The 16,460-nt window shown below is 48.5% G+C and carries 14 protein-coding genes; 8 read left to right on the top strand and 6 right to left on the bottom strand.

The genetic code is table 11. From position 1 onward, the window contains the following. The first annotated feature begins 281 nt into the window (after positions 1-281). The 3 genes from LOZ80_RS22290 to LOZ80_RS22280 all read left to right on the top strand — a co-directional run bounded on the left by LOZ80_RS22290 (position 282) and on the right by LOZ80_RS22280 (position 3,814). Entirely contained in the window at positions 282-1,271 is a 990-nt protein-coding gene (locus tag LOZ80_RS22290; RefSeq protein WP_238166764.1) for a LacI family DNA-binding transcriptional regulator, read from the top strand. 83 nt (positions 1,272-1,354) lie between these two features. Continuing rightward, positions 1,355-2,158 carry a phytanoyl-CoA dioxygenase family protein gene (locus LOZ80_RS22285; RefSeq protein WP_238166763.1) on the top strand — a complete coding sequence of 268 codons (804 nt, stop codon included), beginning with the start codon at positions 1,355-1,357 and terminating at the stop codon, positions 2,156-2,158. A gap of 171 nt (positions 2,159-2,329) precedes the next feature. Then, entirely contained in the window at positions 2,330-3,814 is a 1,485-nt protein-coding gene (locus LOZ80_RS22280) for an IS1182 family transposase (RefSeq protein WP_238166762.1), read from the top strand. A 356-nt stretch (positions 3,815-4,170) separates the two neighbouring features. On the opposite strand, the gene LOZ80_RS22275 is transcribed toward LOZ80_RS22280, so the two are convergent. Continuing rightward, entirely contained in the window at positions 4,171-5,199 is a 1,029-nt protein-coding gene (locus LOZ80_RS22275; protein WP_238166761.1) for an NADH:flavin oxidoreductase/NADH oxidase, read from the bottom strand. A 64-nt stretch (positions 5,200-5,263) separates the two neighbouring features. Continuing rightward, on the bottom strand, positions 5,264-5,983 hold the full coding sequence (locus tag LOZ80_RS22270; RefSeq protein ID WP_238166760.1) for a 3-ketoacyl-ACP reductase: 720 nt from the start codon (positions 5,981-5,983) through the stop codon (positions 5,264-5,266). Positions 5,984-6,393: 410 nt separating this feature from the next. On the opposite strand from LOZ80_RS22270, the gene LOZ80_RS22265 reads away from it, so the two are divergent. Then, the gene (locus tag LOZ80_RS22265) at positions 6,394-7,404 is read left to right on the top strand and encodes an LLM class flavin-dependent oxidoreductase (protein ID WP_238166759.1); all 1,011 of its coding nucleotides are present in this window, start codon (positions 6,394-6,396) and stop codon (positions 7,402-7,404) included. 83 nt (positions 7,405-7,487) lie between these two features. Next, on the top strand, positions 7,488-8,216 hold the full coding sequence (gene nfsA / locus LOZ80_RS22260) for an oxygen-insensitive NADPH nitroreductase (protein ID WP_238166758.1): 729 nt from the start codon (positions 7,488-7,490) through the stop codon (positions 8,214-8,216). A gap of 310 nt (positions 8,217-8,526) precedes the next feature. On the opposite strand, the gene LOZ80_RS22255 is transcribed toward nfsA, so the two are convergent. Continuing rightward, the gene (locus tag LOZ80_RS22255; protein ID WP_238166757.1) at positions 8,527-8,817 is read right to left on the bottom strand and encodes a hypothetical protein; all 291 of its coding nucleotides are present in this window, start codon (positions 8,815-8,817) and stop codon (positions 8,527-8,529) included. Positions 8,818-9,612: 795 nt separating this feature from the next. Between LOZ80_RS22255 and LOZ80_RS22250 the strand changes: the two genes are divergently transcribed. Continuing rightward, on the top strand, positions 9,613-10,941 hold the full coding sequence (locus LOZ80_RS22250; protein WP_238166756.1) for a DRTGG domain-containing protein: 1,329 nt from the start codon (positions 9,613-9,615) through the stop codon (positions 10,939-10,941). Here LOZ80_RS22250 and LOZ80_RS22245 read toward each other — a convergent pair. The 3 genes from LOZ80_RS22245 to LOZ80_RS22235 all read right to left on the bottom strand — a co-directional run bounded on the left by LOZ80_RS22245 (position 10,938) and on the right by LOZ80_RS22235 (position 12,119). Then, positions 10,938-11,231: a YtpI family protein gene (locus LOZ80_RS22245; protein ID WP_238166755.1), complete on the bottom strand. Its 294-nt coding sequence runs from the start codon at positions 11,229-11,231 to the stop codon at positions 10,938-10,940. The genes LOZ80_RS22250 and LOZ80_RS22245 overlap by 4 nt on opposite strands. 67 nt (positions 11,232-11,298) lie before the next feature. Then, on the bottom strand, positions 11,299-11,700 hold the full coding sequence (locus LOZ80_RS22240) for a sporulation membrane protein YtrI (RefSeq protein ID WP_238166754.1): 402 nt from the start codon (positions 11,698-11,700) through the stop codon (positions 11,299-11,301). A gap of 86 nt (positions 11,701-11,786) precedes the next feature. Continuing rightward, positions 11,787-12,119: a YtrH family sporulation protein gene (locus tag LOZ80_RS22235; RefSeq protein ID WP_238166753.1), complete on the bottom strand. Its 333-nt coding sequence runs from the start codon at positions 12,117-12,119 to the stop codon at positions 11,787-11,789. Between the two features lie 124 nt (positions 12,120-12,243). Between LOZ80_RS22235 and LOZ80_RS22230 the strand changes: the two genes are divergently transcribed. Beyond that, positions 12,244-15,816 carry a DNA polymerase III subunit alpha gene (locus tag LOZ80_RS22230; protein ID WP_238166752.1) on the top strand — a complete coding sequence of 1,191 codons (3,573 nt, stop codon included), beginning with the start codon at positions 12,244-12,246 and terminating at the stop codon, positions 15,814-15,816. 103 nt (positions 15,817-15,919) lie between these two features. Beyond that, the gene (locus tag LOZ80_RS22225; RefSeq protein ID WP_238166751.1) at positions 15,920-16,420 is read left to right on the top strand and encodes a phosphatidylglycerophosphatase A family protein; all 501 of its coding nucleotides are present in this window, start codon (positions 15,920-15,922) and stop codon (positions 16,418-16,420) included. Positions 16,421-16,460: the final 40 nt, after the last annotated feature.

Genomic DNA, 16,460 nt, shown 5'->3' with positions numbered 1-16,460 from the left:
CGGGAGGGAGGGGGAACTACAGTACGCTATTTTGCTGTTTGCTGGGAATTTTCAACGCTTTCTGTGGAAATAAGACCCTGTAGTTCCGCTATTACCCTCGCATCCCTGCTTTTTGCCTAATTAGCGTCCCCTAGTTCCCTTAATAAGATCTGATACTAGTAAGAGGCTCATTTCTTAAGGCAGGATGGCCGGTTTTCTTCATACCTATTGACATTCGTGAGCAATAAAAATACAATGAAACCAAGAAATATACTCGAGTAAATTACGAGGAAGGAGGATGTATGGTTACACGAAAAGATGTTGCAGAGCGCGCTGGTGTCTCCGTTGCTGTTGTATCCTATGTGATGAACAATAAGAACAATGTCAAGGAAGCTACGCGCAACAAGGTGCTGGCTGTTATTAAGGAATTGGATTATCGACCCAACCTTGTAGCCAGAAGTATGAAAACCAAGAAAACCCAACAGCTCGCTGTGCTCGTCAATAACCTAGGAAACCCTTTTGAAGCAGGGATTCTGATTAGTCTTGAGCGAAGCGCGATGGAACGCGGCTATTTTCTGTTCTTTCAAAAATTCCAATCCCAACAAGAAGAAATTCTCAAGTCGTTGTTTGCTGGAAGAGTAGATGGGATTATTCTTTTGGGTCAAAGTCTAGCGATGACAACGATTGAATATTTCCAACAACAAGGTATCCCTATTATTTCAATTATGGAGCCTAGCTCCAACGAGAAGGGCATTGTTCCGTTTCTTGATATTGACTGGGCCTCTGCGATGAAACAACTGTTTGTACATTTGAAAAGTCGCGGCTACCGTTCCATCGCTTATCTGACAGCAGGTCAGCAAATGAGCTCACAGCATTATGAAGTGCGTAACCGAGCATTGATTCATGCGGCTGGCGAAGAGGATATACAACTCGATGAATTGTTTGAGGTCGATTCCTGTAATTTCGAGACGGCTTACAGGCATTTGGTGGCCAAATGGACGTCGCAGTCCGATTTTTCTTATCAAGCGCTTTTATGTGTCAATGATTTAACGGCTGCAGGTGCTGTTGCTGCTTGCAAACAGCTGGGAATTGCTGTACCCGAGCGGTTGGCAATCGTAGGCTGTGAGGATATTCTCATGTCATCCCAGACATCGCCGACAATTACCACGATTCACTACCCAAGAATAGCCATAGGAGAGGCGACGCTTGAGCGGATGCTTGCGCTTATTCAAGGTCAAGCGGTTAAGAATGAAATCTTAAAGAATGAGTTGGTTGTTCGTGAAAGCACGTAGGAAGTGCCCCCAGAAATAGGGGGAATATTTTTTAAGTTAAAATTTACTCGAGTAAATAATGCGAATCCATGGAGGAATACGAGATGAATCAACGTACATTGGAACTTGCGCCTTTAGTTAAACAGTTTAATCAAGACGGTTATCTAATCTTGCGGAATATCCTTTCCAGTGAGCAAGTTGCCCATTTGAATGGGGCCATTGACCATATTCTCTCGGAGGAGAAACAGTCTCTGGCTCACAATATTTATCATAGCGTGGAGCGGCATCCGGCGATTGCTTCTCTCATCGATGAACCGACACTGCTGCCGCTTATCGTAAATTTGTTGGGGTATAACATTCAGCTGCATATTTCTCATTTGACGGTTCGGGAGCCGAATCCTAGTGATCTGAAGACGGAGACGAATAGTTTCATCAATTGGCATCAGGACGGTCCTAGTCCCCATTTTCCAACGATCAATGGACTAACGTCCATGTATTATATCAAAATCTGCTATATCCTTAGCGATATGTCTGAGCCGGACAGAGGCAATACGAAGATCATTCCTGGCAGTCACCGGATGCCTGATTATCGTCCTGTTCAGGGCAATGTTGATCTGCCGCTCGAAGGCGAGACGCAGGTATGCGGCAAACCGGGGGATGTGTTTATTTTTGCACAGAACCTGTGGCATGCGGGGGGCGTCAATCGCTCGGAGTTTACGCGCAGACAGCTGTTCATGGGCTATAGCCCAATTTGGATGAGACCGATCGATTACCACAAGGCGTCAGAGGATTTGCTGAAGAACGCGTCGCCCGAAGTCCGTCAATTGTTAGGGGATATTAGCCCGAATCCCTTTAAGCATTATGTGCCGGATGCAGATAGTGTGCCTTTGAAGAAGCTCTTTGTATAGCAAAAAGATTGCCAAACCACCAGTCCCTTAGGCCGGTTGGCTGTGGCAATCTTTTTTTGTTGCGGTTTGGCCCCCAGATAAGAGTCTCTAAGAGTCTGTCCGACGAAACAGGAATTAGTCAAACAATTCCGAATAAGTAGTAATAAGACTTCAAAAGGATGTGTCGTAGGCATGGCTAAATTCAAAGCATATACCACAGAGCAAGGTGAACTTCTACCTATCTATTTAAGCGAGTGGGTAACAGATGATCATGAAGTTAGACTTGTCAGCGACATCGTCGAGCAGTTAGACCTATCTGCCATTACTAACAAATACTCCAAGCGTGGAGAAGAAGCCTATCATCCTGCCATGCTGCTCAAACTGTGGTTCTATGGGTATGCGACAGGCGTCTTCACGTCTAGGAAACTTCAAATAGCTACGAAAGAAAGCATTCCTTTTCGCTGGTTATGTGGCGGATACCTGCCAGATTTTCGTACGCTGAGTGACTTTCGGAAGAACCACCTGGATACCCTTCCAGGTTTATTCAAACAAGTCATACAAATCGCTATGGAACTGGGCTATATCTCGCTCGGGCATGTGAGCATTGACGGTTCTAAAATAAAGGCAAGCGCCTCTAAACATAAATCGATGTCACGTGAGCGTATGCAAAAACGCCTCGTTCAATTGGAAGACGAAGTCCGGCAAGCATTGGAGTATTCTGCTACCGAGGAAATGTTGGAGGAACCCCATCCGACGAGTCCTTCCCTATCGTTGGAGGAACGCTATGCCCGCATCGCGCAAATAAAATCTGCGCTGGAGAATTTGGAAGAACAGCGGCCAGCGGAACAGGCCGAATCTCCTCAGAGCGATCAATTTAATTTTACCGATGCCGACTCTCGCATCATGAGCACGCGGAACCAAGGTGTCATTCAAGGCTACAATCCACAAATTGCCGTAGACAGCGATCATGGCTTCATCGTTGGACTTCAAATGAGTAACCAAACAACCGATCAACAGCAGTTTGAAAACGTGCTTCATTCCATGAAAACAATGACAGGAGATAGGCCTCAGAAGCTGAGTGCTGATGCAGGGTATTTTAGTGCGTCCAACATTGCAGCGGCGCTGGAGGCTGAAGTGGATGCCTACATTGCTGCCGATCGCGAAAACAAAAAAAAGAATAATGCCTACGACAAGACCAACTTCACTTATGTACCTGAGCTAGATTATTATCTCTGCCCTGCTGGCAAAGAGCTTACACGGAAACGAACCGTGCATGCGAATGATGCAGATAAGCCAACGACTTGGGTTTATGAATGCAGCGTCTGTAGCGAATGTCCTTTTCGAGACGAGTGTGTAAAAAGTAAAACAGGGAAGCGTTCCATCACACGTAGCGAGCATGATCCCCTGCGAGAGGAAATGCGAACGAAAGTGCAAAGTGATGAGGGAACAGCCGTTTACCGAATGCGTAAGGCGATCGTTGAACCGATATGGGGGCAGTTGAAGGAGGTTCAAGGATTTCGTCAATTCCATTTGCGGGGCGAGGATAAAGTATCTGGGGAGTTCATACTGCTCTCTCTAAGCCACAACATCCGCAAATTGCATGCGGCGAAGTATCCCAAACCAGCCACTTTGTACAAACGGGAGAGGTCTGCCCGTAAACAAAGAGTGGCTGGATGAGAGGGAGTAGGCTACGGAAAAACCAGATTGAACAGGGAAAAGCTACAAAGCTACACATAAAGAGCACTCATCGTTCAGTTTCACGATGGAGTGCTCTTTTAATTCTTTTCGTCGGACAGACTCCTAAAGACTTCTATCCATGTAAAATGGTCGCTTTTTTCGCAAATAGGAGCTGCTGGAGACTCTTATTCCTTCGTTTGTGGGGAGTTTTGCGTGTTTCTTCGGCGATAAGAGTCTATCGGGACTTCTATTCATGAAAACTGCCCCTTTTTTCCGCAAATAGAAGCTGCTGGAGACTCTTATTTGCCAATAGAGGGGCTGCTTCTAGGCTATGTGACTATTGTGACAGCCTTATCTTAGTAGGCCCGGATATACGGCTGCGGGATGCTGGTGTGATTGCTTTTCAAGGCAACAGCAGCATGTGTTGCCCAGTAAGGGTCACGCAGCAGGCCGCGCGCAATGGCAACCAAATCGGCATCTTCGTTGCCGATAACGGATTGAGCGAGCGCAGGATCCTCGAGCATGCCGACTGCGATGACAGGGACTTGCAGCGCTTCACGAATCTGGCGCGCGAACGGCACTTGATAACCGGGATGGTTGCCCGGTTTTCTTTGGCCGGCAGGGCCCTCTCCTCCTGTGCTCACATGAAAAGCATCGACGCCAGCAGCTTGATAGGCTTTGGACAGCTCGATGGCATGATCAATATCATAGCCGCCGTCCGCATACTCGACGGCAGAGATGCGGAAGATGAGCGGCATATCTGCCGGCATTTCTTTTTTCACCGCCTGAATGACTTCTACGCCGAATCGGGCGAGATCCTGACCGTAAACATCTTCCCTATTGTTCGTGAGCGGTGATTGGAATTGGTGAATCAAGTACCCATGAGCGCCATGAAGCTCAAGTGTATCTACACCAGCTTGGACTGCGCGGCGGGCAGCATCGGCAAATTGGCCAACCACTTCCTGCACTTCGCTTGTTGTCAGGGCATGGGGCATTTTGTAAGGAGCGCCTGGAAATTGGATCGCGGAAGGAGCTACAGGTACTGCCGCATCTTCGGCTTTACGTCCCGCATGGGCAATTTGAATGCCGATTTTGGCGCCATGCGCATGGACGCCATCTATGATTCTGGCGAATGCCGGGATATGTTCATCTGACCAAATGCCCAAATCACCATCGGTAATTCGACCGTCGGGATGTACATCCGTCATTTCCATGATTAAGAGCCCAGTACCGCCAATTGCGCGGCTTACATAATGGACATAATGCCATTCATTCGGTTTGCCATCTTTTTCGGTAACGGAATATTGACACATCGGCGCCATCACGACGCGGTTTTTTATATGGAGACCCTTGAGGTCATAAGGTGTGAATAAATCTTTTTTCATGCGAAATTCCTCCATCCGATAAATCGTGCTCTTTTTCTCTAGTGGCAAGTTGAGGTTCTGGTGATTATTGCGGATTGGTTGTCCAAATACCCGCTGTTTTAATGAATACACGGTCAGGCAGTTTCAAAGTGGCCATGAGGAGTTCAGCTACATCCTCAGGCTGCATCATGCGATCTTCGTCTCCGATGGGAAGTCCGGTATTGACGGCAAGATCAGTATTAACTGTACTAGGCGTTAGGGCAGTAACACGGATGTTCGATTTGCGCACCTCTTGCATCAGGGCTTCTGTCAAACCAAGGATGGCGAATTTGGAGGCGCAATAAGCAGAACCTGTGGCAAATCCGCGCTCTCCTGCGGTAGACGCTATGTTGACAATGCTGCCGCTGCGCTGCTCGAGCATGGCAGGAAGAACAGCCCGTGTTACATAATAAGTTCCCATGAGATTGGTTTGAATGATGCGCTCCCACTGTTCAGGGTCCATTTCAACCAAGGTGCCGAACTGCGCTACGCCTGCATTATTGAGCAGGATGTCAACGGATCCCAGGTCCTGAATAAGACCTTCAATCGCTCGATCAGCCTCATCCTTATTGGAAATATCTGCAGTGGCGATATAAACATTAACTCCGTAGGTGGTTGTTAGATGCTGTTTAAGAGCCTCCAAGTCACTTTGACTTCTGGAAAGCAGTCCTAGATGCACCCCTTCTTTGGCTAATGCAATGGCAGCAGCTTTGCCGATACCTTTTCCGGCACCAGTTAGAAGTGCTTTTTTATCTTTTAAATCCATATGTTCACTCCTTCTCTGTTGTCCGAAAGCCTATTTACTGGGATTCCCCAGCAGGTCTGACAACTATGCATTCTATTATCTGCTGTTATATAATTAATAACAAGTACCCACTTTTTTGTAAGATAGTATCTTTTAGTATACTTTAAGGAGTCGCTTGCTGTGGTTGAACGATTTTGAAAGTCATGGAGCAACTGGCAGTCTGTTTACGGGAATTAGAGGATGATGCAAGGCAGAGCGCGAAGACCATGTTCGGTCGTCATGCAAATCTAGAATAAATTCAGACAAGCTTCTGAAAGCTAAAGGCGAATAGGCCTAACGCTGCCGAAGTTTGTTTTTTTGCTTATTTCGTATTATTAATTTACAAAAAGTAAGAAGATGCTTATAGTCATATAAAAACGGAGGTTACCTGTATGATTCCTTTTTCTATTCTAGACTTGGCTCCTGTCATTGTTGGCGGGACGCCTCGAGATTCTTTTCAGCGTTCGCTGGATTTGGCTCAACATGCCGAGAAGTGGGGCTATCACCGCTATTGGCTGGCAGAGCATCACAATATGCCGGGCATCGCCAGCTCAGCGACGTCTTTGATTATCAGTCATGTTGCCAGTGGGACAAAGAAAATCCGTGTAGGCTCTGGCGGCATCATGCTGCCTAATCATGCGCCACTCGTCATCGCCGAGCAATTCGGCACCCTGGAATCGTTGTATCCAGGTCGTATCGATTTGGGCTTGGGACGAGCGCCGGGATCCGATCAACCTGCTATGCGAGCATTGCGCCGTGGTCTTGGCAGCGATGGTCATGATTTCCCCGAGATGCTTAGTGAACTGCGCGGCTATCTAGACCCATCCTTAGGGACTGCTATGCCGGGCGTGCGAGCTTTCCCTGGAGAAGGCATGAACATCCCGATCTGGCTGCTAGGTTCCAGCGGTTTCAGCGCACAATTGGCAGGTCAGCTTGGTTTGCCGTTTGCGTTTGCCAGCCATTTTGCGCCTGGCTACTTGCTTCCAGCACTTGACTTGTATCGGAGCAGCTTCCGCCCTTCGGATGTGCTCAGCAAGCCTTATGCAATGGTAGGAATCAACATCATCGCAGCGGATACCGACGAGGAGGCTCAGAAGCTGGCGACTTCGCAGCTGCAGCAGTTCCTGAATATTATCCGCGGGCGTACCGGACTGTTGAATCCTCCAGTTGACAGCATGGAGGAGCTTTGGACACAGACAGAAAAAATGTACGTTCAGCAGCAATTAAGCTATTCGCTTGTCGGGAGCCGAGAGACAATTCGCGCGAAGATGCAGCAGGTTCAGCAGCAAACGCAGGCTGACGAGTGGATTATTGCTGGACAAATTTATGACCATGAGGCACGATTGAAATCATACCAAATTGTGGCTGAACTGAGGGAAGAATTGAATCTCTCAAGCGAATGAATAGAGCATACAGTTGATCTGTCGACCATACCCTTGGAGACTTTCTCATATAAGGCACTTTATAGAAGGAAGGTTGTTATACGATGAATGAAATCATTTCTTTACTGCAAAATCACCGCTCGATTCGTAAATTTACGAATCAACCCGTAAGTCAGGATCAGTTGAACGCGATTCTGGCGTCGGCGCAAGCTGCTTCGACCTCAAGCAACATGCAAGCTTACAGTGTTATCCATGTCACAGACGAAGGGCTCAAGAGCCAATTGGCTGCATGGGCCGGCAATCAATCCTATGTCAGCGAGTGTCCGCTATTTCTCGTTTGGTGCGCTGATTTGCATCGCTATGAGCAAGCTGTTCAGCGTCATGGCGACACGCCTGTCAACGGTAATGCGGAGAACTTCATCGTTGCCACTGTCGATGCGGCACTAGCTGCGCAGAACGCCGCTGTTGCGGCCGAGTCGCTGGGCTTCGGCGTGGTCTACATCGGCGGGCTGCGCAATAAGCCAGCCGAAGTTTCCGCGCTGCTAGGCTTGCCGCAGCTGGTGTACCCCGTCTTCGGCATGTGCATCGGCGTGCCGGATCAAGAGCCGCTGCCAAGGCCGCGGCTGCCGCTTGAGGCCGTATACCATGAGAATCGGTATACGGATAACAAAGTCGCGGTCGACGAGTACGACGAGAGCATCCGCGACTATATGCACGTACGCTCGGACGGCAAAGTCGATACGACCTGGTCCAAAGAAATGGCGGCCAAAGCGCAGCGGCCGCGCGAGCACATGAAAGCGTTCCTGAGCACGCAAGGCTTCGAAGTGGAGTAGATCGCTAATCTTACGCTTGGACTCATATCTCGAGAACTTGTCTCATACAATGAATGGAGTAGGAGACAGGTTCTTTGATTTCCAAGTGAAAGGAGTGTGGTCATGGTGAAAGGCTTCAAAAATGTGGTGTATATGAGCTTAGCGATTGGCATGTTGTTCTATTCTATTCCCCAACTGAATTTAACGGATATGGGATCATTGCCCATGATATTTAGTGTGATTTGGATCGCTTTGGCGCTTCTTGTTATTGCTTCTCACTTGCATCAAATTTTGGGCGTTGATGAAGAAAAACGCAAAGAACTAAGCCGCATCAAACGGATGAAAAAGTGGCAAATGGAGCAGCTCGTCCAGGGACGCAGAAAAATGCTGCAATTTCGGAAGTAAGGATAAGGATAAGGGCACCGACACCGACACCAACACCAACACCAACACGAACACGAACACCAACACCAACACCAACACCAACACCAACACCAACACCAACACCAACACCAACACCAACACCAACACCAACACCAACACCAACACCAACACGAACACCAACACCAACACAATCACCGACACGATAAAAATTAGAGATTTCTATTTTGACTTCGAACATATGTTTGGTATACTGTGAATAGAGCATCCAATCCAATAGGATTGGATTTTTTTAAATTATAGAGTTTTTATGTTATGGAGTGAACGCGGAGTTGCTCCAGCTGCCTCGTGCGGACGTAAGGGAACTATGGTGCGCTATTCGAGCCAAAAGTGTCATTATCAGAGGGTTGAGGGAACTACAGTACGTTAATTTGCTGTTTCGTGGGAATTTCAACGCTTTTTGTGGAAATAAGACCCTTTAGTTCCGCTACTACCCTCGCATCCCTACTTTTTGCCTAATTAACGTCCCCTAGTTCCCTTACAAGGTTTTGCCGCTAAGAAGAGACTGATCTATCAGGGCGGCGAAACCGCTTTTCTTAGAATAATAGTATAAAGGTGGATTTAAGGAGTTCTACCTTTTTTGTTGACGTCCACCGCAGGCCTCTTGTTGCTTAGGAGGTTTTCGGTCTTGAGTGGTATCTAATGAACTGTAGGATGCTTATCGAAGAGGAAATGGCTACTTTGGAAATGTAATGAACTGGATTGGCGTTACCCGGTGCTTTATTGCCCGAATAGTTATCAATTGCTTGAAATAGCGCATCTGGCATTCATTAGATTTTCAGAATGAGTCATTTTGGCCGAATAAAGGTTATTGAGTTCGTAAGAAGGCTTGCGAAGGTGCATGGACTTGAAGACCCCGCCGCAGGCTAAGTCTTTTTTAAATTCAGGAGCATCACTTGCAATTGTTCTTCCTCTTGGGAACGCGTATACTAGTAGTACAGAGTAGTACAGTGACCAGTAAGAGAGGTGTAACAGTTTGGACTCACAATCTGCAGATACATTAACGAAGCATGAACAGATTTTGCGCTATATTGAGACGCTCAAGCTTGGCAGCCGGATCTCCGTTCGGAAGATTGCGAAGAACATGGAAGTCAGCGAAGGCACCGCTTATCGCGCCATTAAGGAAGCAGAGAATCAAGGTCTGGTTTCAACCAAAGAACGGATCGGAACCGTCCGGGTTGAGAAAAAGCTGCGGCAAAATATCGATAAACTGACTTTCGCAGAAGTCGTGAATATGGTGGATGGACAAGTCCTCGGCGGCTCGCGCGGTCTTCACAAAACGCTGCATAAGTTCGTCATCGGTGCGATGGAGCAAGATGCTATGATGCGTTACATTGAGGCAGGCAGCCTGTTGATCGTCGGCAACCGGAACAGGGCTCATATCTGTGCATTGGAGCAAGGTGCGGGCGTCTTGATTACGGGTGGTTTTGATACCAGTTCCGAGGTTAAGCAGCTTGCAGACAAGCTGGAACTTCCTATTATCTCCAGTAGTTATGACACTTTTACGATTGCGTCTATGATCAACAGAGCGATTTATGATCGCTTAATTAAGAAGAAAATTATGCTGGTAGAAGACATTCTGGCATCCGGCGCTTCCCTTTACGCCCTGAAAGCCAACAGTACGCTGAAGGATTGGCAGCGGCTTTCCGAAGATACCGGCTACAGCCGATTTCCCGTTGTGGACGAATGGAACCGGATCATAGGTGTCGTAACGTCCAAGGATATGGTTGGAGCAGGTTCTCTGCAAACAGTGGAAAAGCTCATGACACGAAGTCCGCTAACCGTAACGCCGCAGACCTCGGTAGCATCAGCAGCGCACATGATGGTATGGGAAGGTATTGAACTGCTGCCTGTTGTGGACACGAACCGCAAGATGGTCGGGGTGTTGAATCGCAGCGATGTCCTTAAAGCGATGCAGTATATTCAGAAACAACCGCAGAATGGGGAAACTTTCGAGGACTTGATCTGGTCTGGCTTGGAAGAAGTTAGGGACGAGAAAGGGGCGCTGCAGTTTCATGGCATCATTACTCCGCAGATGACGAATCATTTGGGTACCGTTTCTGAAGGGGTACTAACGACCTTGATGACGCAAGCTGCCTATCGAATCGTTCAGGAGCACAAGAAGGGCGATTTGGTCATGGACAATATGTCGACCTATTTCCTAAAGCCGCTGCAAATTGATTCCAAAATAGAAATACGACCCACCATCATTGAGGTGAGCCGTAAATTTGGCAAAATCGATGTAGAAATTTATCACGCCGGCGCGCTGGTTTCCAAAGCCATGCTGACAGCTCAGGTTATTTAACGCTGCATACGATCGAAATGTCCATGGTTGCGAATGCCTGCAAAGACGTTGAATACGCCCAGCAGCACGAGAACGGTGCCGAAGATCCGACGGAAGCTGGATTCACTGAAGAAGAAGATTTGTGTAACGGCAATCAGAATGAGCATGAGACCCATGCAAATATTCATGCGGGCCGAGTACAAACCTCGCTTCGTAACATCCTGTTCACGTCTGGAGCGAAAGCTGAAGTACACGGAGAGCGCCAACATTAGGCAAATAAGAATGAATAAAGTGATTTGTATCGCATACATGACCGCAATCCGTCCTTTTAGGTAAGTTTACTGTCTACTTTAGCGATTTTGGCCATAGATTGCAATCCTAGGTGCGTTTTTCTTGCGCCGTAATCCAGACGGTCAGTTCTGTTTGGATCAAGACGATAGACTTCACTTCAACGATATATTTTTTATCATGCAAAATGTACGTGCGACCTGTGATTAGCCGCTCATAGAGGGGCTGGGAATCCTTGACGTAGGTGGCTTTTTGACCAATGGCGAGCTTTAGCTCATTTTTCACATCACCTTCAATTTCTTTCTGAATATCTTCGCTGATTAGATCATCTTGATTTTTGGGAAGCAGATGCACGTTGATGATATTGATCAAAGACTGTTTATTGCGGGTTTTGTTCAAATTCTCAATATCCAAGCGAAGCTCCCGGTTTTCTTCCAAATATTTATGCATCTCCACATAGAGCTGGTTATAGGTATGCTGGTGAATGCTCATATAAATGGCGCTCCCTATGATGGCTCCCGAAACCATCAGTCCAAAGCCCATTAGGTGACGTTGATATCGGGAAAAAGGAGGGATTCTCAAGGCTGAGGATCCCCCTTGCAAATCATTTGAATGAGTGAAGTTCCCATTTGTGCGCCAATAAAGGCGATAACAATGAGAATGACTTGTTTAATGGCCGGATTCAAATGCCCTACAGCGACGTGGCTTTCAATAAACCGTATCGGATCAATGGTGCCGCCAACGGCTGCTACCATGGCCCATATTTTAATATTTTCGGACACCGCCATCATTTTCTCTGTGGGTGATTGAAGGGTCAGCACTGCGGCAATGCCGCTCAACATACTGCCTCCGAACACAACCCCAAATGCAATGCAGAAATACAAAATAATATTTGCCCAAAAGACATACATGTCTTTATCGCTTCCCTTCCAGCTAGAATAGGAGGACAAACTCTCTCCTCTTTTACTGTATGGGACTGCCTAGCTGCAATATGATAAAATATAAGGAATAAATGTACGAAGGGAGGAAATGCGGATGAGTTCGTTTGTCCATTTGCACGTTCATAGTGAATACAGTTTATTAGATGGTGCAGCACGTATGGAGGAGCTTGTAACACAAGCGGCTGATCTGGGCATGACCTCTCTGGCGCTCACGGATCACGGGGTAATGTATGGCGCAATTGCGTTCTATAAAGCTTGTAAGCAAAAAGGCATTAAACCGATTATCGGCTGTGAGGTTTATTTCACGGCGGGTTCGATTCGGGATAAAGGGACGAGACAGGAACAGCCTATTTATCACCTGATTCTGCTTGCCAAAAATAATGCAGGCTATCAAAATCTGATGAAGCTCTGTTCGATCGGACATTTGCAGGGCTTTCACTATAAACCGCGGATTGATCTGGAACATTTGGCCAAACATGCCGAGGGATTGATTTGCCTAAGCTCCTGCCTGGGGAGCGAGGTCTCCCAGCATTTGCTGCACAATCGCCCAGATGAAGCTAGGAAGGCGGCCGAGCGCTACCGCGATATCTTTGGCGAAGATTTCTTTCTTGAGATTCAGGATCACGGCATGATTGAGCAGAAAAAGGTCATGATCGCGATGATCGAACTCAGTAAAGAAACAGGTATCCCGTTAATTGCTACGAATGACGTGCATTATGTCACAGAACCGGATCATGTGATGCAGGACATTCTGATCTGCATCGGGACAGGCAAAACCGTGGAAGACACGGATCGGCTGCGCATGGGAACAAGCCAGATGTATCTCAAAAGCGAAGAAGAAATGAGAAGATTGTTCGTCCATGTCCCTGAGGCGCTTGCCAATACATCTGTCGTCGCTGATCGCTGTCAGCTGGAACTGGAGTTTGGCAAGTCCATTCTGCCGCGTTTTCAGCCGATTCCCGAGCCGCTGACGGCCGGGGCTTATTTGCAGCAGCTATGCAAGCAAGGGCTGGAGCAGCGTTACAGCTCTAAACCGGAGTGGCTGCAGCCTGATTCGGCGCTGCGCAGACAAGCGGAGGAACGTCTGGCCTACGAACTCGGCGTCATCGAGAATATGGGCTTTTCGGATTACTTCCTGATCGTCTGGGACTTCATCCGCTTCGCTCATGAGAAACATATCATGACAGGTCCCGGCAGGGGATCGTCGGCTGGAAGCCTGGTTGCCTATGTGCTGAAAATCACCAATGTCGATCCGCTCCGTTATAAGCTTCTCTTCGAGCGGTTCCTGAATCCGGAACGGATTACGATGCCTGATATCGATATCGATTTCAGCGATGAACGACGGGATGAAGTGATCGATTACGTGGTCCGCAAATATGGACATGAACACGTGGCGCAGATCATTACATTCGGTACCATGGCGGCCAAAGCTGCCGTCAGAGACGTAGGCCGAGTTCTCAATGTCCCTTATGGAGATGTAGACCGCGCAGCCAAAGCCATACCGAATCAATTGGGCATGACGTTGGCAGAAGCTTTGCAAGTGAGTACTGACTTGAAAGGTTTAGTCGCCAGACAGCCCAAGACAGCGGAATTGCTGGAGATGGCGATGCGCGTAGAAGGGATGCCCCGTCATGCCTCTACGCATGCTGCGGGTGTGGTCATTTCAAGAGAACCGCTGACGCAGTATGTGCCTCTTCAAGAAGGCACAGCACAGACGGCGCTTACGCAATATACGATGGAGCATTTGGAAGCGATCGGGCTTCTCAAAATGGATTTCCTCGGTTTGCGCACGCTTTCCATTATTGAACGGACGGTCGATTGGATTCAGCAGATGGAAGATGTGAAGCTGGATTTTGACAGCCTGGACATGGATGAGGATGCTGTTACTTACGGAATGCTTAGCAAAGGCGAAACAACCGGCGTTTTCCAATTGGAGTCGACGGGCGTTCGCAAAGTGCTAAAGGATTTGAAGCCTTCCGTCTTCGAAGATATCATCTCGGTATTGGCGCTGTATCGGCCAGGCCCGATGGAGTTTATTCCTAAATATATACATGGCAAACACGGGCAAGTGGAAGTCGTCTATCCGCATCCAACGTTAGAGCCGATCCTGCGCGATACGTACGGCATCATCGTCTATCAAGAGCAAATTATGCAAATTGCTTCTTCAATGGCCGGCTTCAGCCTTGGGGAAGCAGATCTGCTGCGGCGTGCGGTTTCCAAGAAGAAGCGGGAAGTACTTGATGAAGAACGGACACACTTTGTATCCGGCAGCTTGAAACAAGGCTTCCAAGCGGAAGATGCGAATCATGTGTACGATATGATTGTTCGGTTTGCGGACTATGGCTTTCCACGGGCGCATGCAACGGCCTATGGCGTTCTCGCGTTCCAAACAGCCTATCTCAAAGCACATTATCCAATCTATTTCATGGCTTCGATGCTAACGGCCGTGATGGGCAATCACAGGAAGGTAGCTGAATATGTGGATGAATGCCGCCGAATGAAGCTGGCTGTGCTGCCGCCGGACGTGAATGGCAGCAGAACCGTGTTCACGCCGGATTCGTCAGCCGGAGCGATCCGTTTTGGTCTTGCTGCTATCAAGAATGTAGGTACACAGGCGATTGATGCCATTCTGACCGAACGCAACAAAGACAAGTTCGAGAGTTTGCTGGATTTCTGTAGACGGGTGGATTTGCGCGTCTGCAACAAAAGGGTGATCGAATCGCTGATTCAGGGCGGAGCTTTCGATACGCTTGGCGGTCATAGAGCTCAGCTCATGGCCATCTTGGACGAAACCATCGCTTCTGCTACCAAATGGCGCAAGGAACGGGATGATTTGCAGCTTCATCTCTTTGGCTTCGTAGAGGAGCCGAACTGGGAAGTGGAGGTTCCGAACATTCCGCTGATGCCGCAAAGCAAGCAGTTGGAGCTCGAGAAGGAGCTCCTTGGTATGTATATCTCGGGTCATCCTCTTGATGCCTACACCCAGCAATTGGGGGAAATTGAAGCCGTTATGCTGCACCAATTGGAGGAACTGCCGGACAACAGTGAAGTGATTGTCGCGGGGATGATTCTGTCCAATAAGACGATCGTCACCAAGAAGGGCCAGCCGATGGCTTTCATGGAGCTGGAGGATCGGATAGACAAGGTCGAGGTGGTGCTATTCCCCGAGACCTGGAAGAACGCGGCTCCGCTCGTGCAGAAGGGCAGGCTCGTCCTTGTGCGGGCGAAGCTGCAGCTGCAGGACGAGGACCCGCCCAAGCTGCTCGCGGAGCAGGTGGTCGCGCTGGACGACCCTGCGGGTGTCCAGCGGATTCGGCGGCAGCCTGGGGCGCCCAGGCGGTCAGCTGACTCTGTCAGCGACCGGTCAGCGCGCGCGGCGGCTGCCGTTCAGGCGGCCCCGGCAGCGGGCCGCCAAGAAGCTCCCGCTGCGGAGCCGAAGGCGCAGCGGGTGTTCGTCAAGATCACGGCTGACTGCGAGCAGCCGGATAAGCTCTTGCAGCTGAAGGCGCTGCTGAAGCTGTACAAGGGGCCGCTCGCGGTTGCGCTTTTCTACGAAAGCAGCAACAAGCTCTTGGCCCTGAGCGACCAATATTTGGTCGATCCCTCCAGCGATCTGATCCGCATGATCGAGACGATTATGGGGAAGGATTCCGTCAGAGTGAAATAAGCTCAGTGCCAAATTTTACCTGCAATGGTGGTAAACAAAGATTCCTCCGCATATGAATAGGAACCCGGTTTTTCGGGGCTATCCATGGATAGGAGGAGGACTTATGACCGAACAACATATGATTCAATTGCTGCAAAGGCGTGGTGTGACCGTCGAACAAATTTCCGAAATTGTATATAAGCTTCAGAAGCCATACAATAATCAGTTAACCGCTGAGGACTGTACCGAAAGTGTGCTCGCTGTGCTCGGCAAGCGGGAGGTGCAGTACACGTTATACACGGGGATAGCGCTGGATGAACTAGCGGAAAAGAAGCAGCTCCCCGAGCCTTTGCAATCGATTTTGGACGCAGATGAGCCTTTGTTTGGGGTCGATGAGACTTTGGCTTTAGGTATTGTTCATGTCTATGGGATGATCGGTTTAACCAGCTTCGGATATTTGGATAAAGAAAAAATTGGCATTATCCGAGCTTTGAATGATGATCGAAGTGCTGTGCATGTTTTTCTGGATGATTTGGTCTGTGGATTAGCCGCAGCCGCGTCCGCTAGAATTGCTCATCAGAATGAGCATGCGCCTGATTATAGCAGTAAATTGGGTCTGGACTAGCTTCAATAGTTCAGACTTCACTTTTTTCATGAAAGTGCTC

Origin of the sequence: Paenibacillus sp. HWE-109, assembly GCF_022163125.1 — a bacterium.
Lineage (GTDB): Bacteria > Bacillota > Bacilli > Paenibacillales > NBRC-103111 > Paenibacillus_E.
Note: the sequence above shows the minus strand (reverse complement) of the source record. Positions and strands in the feature narration are given on the sequence as shown.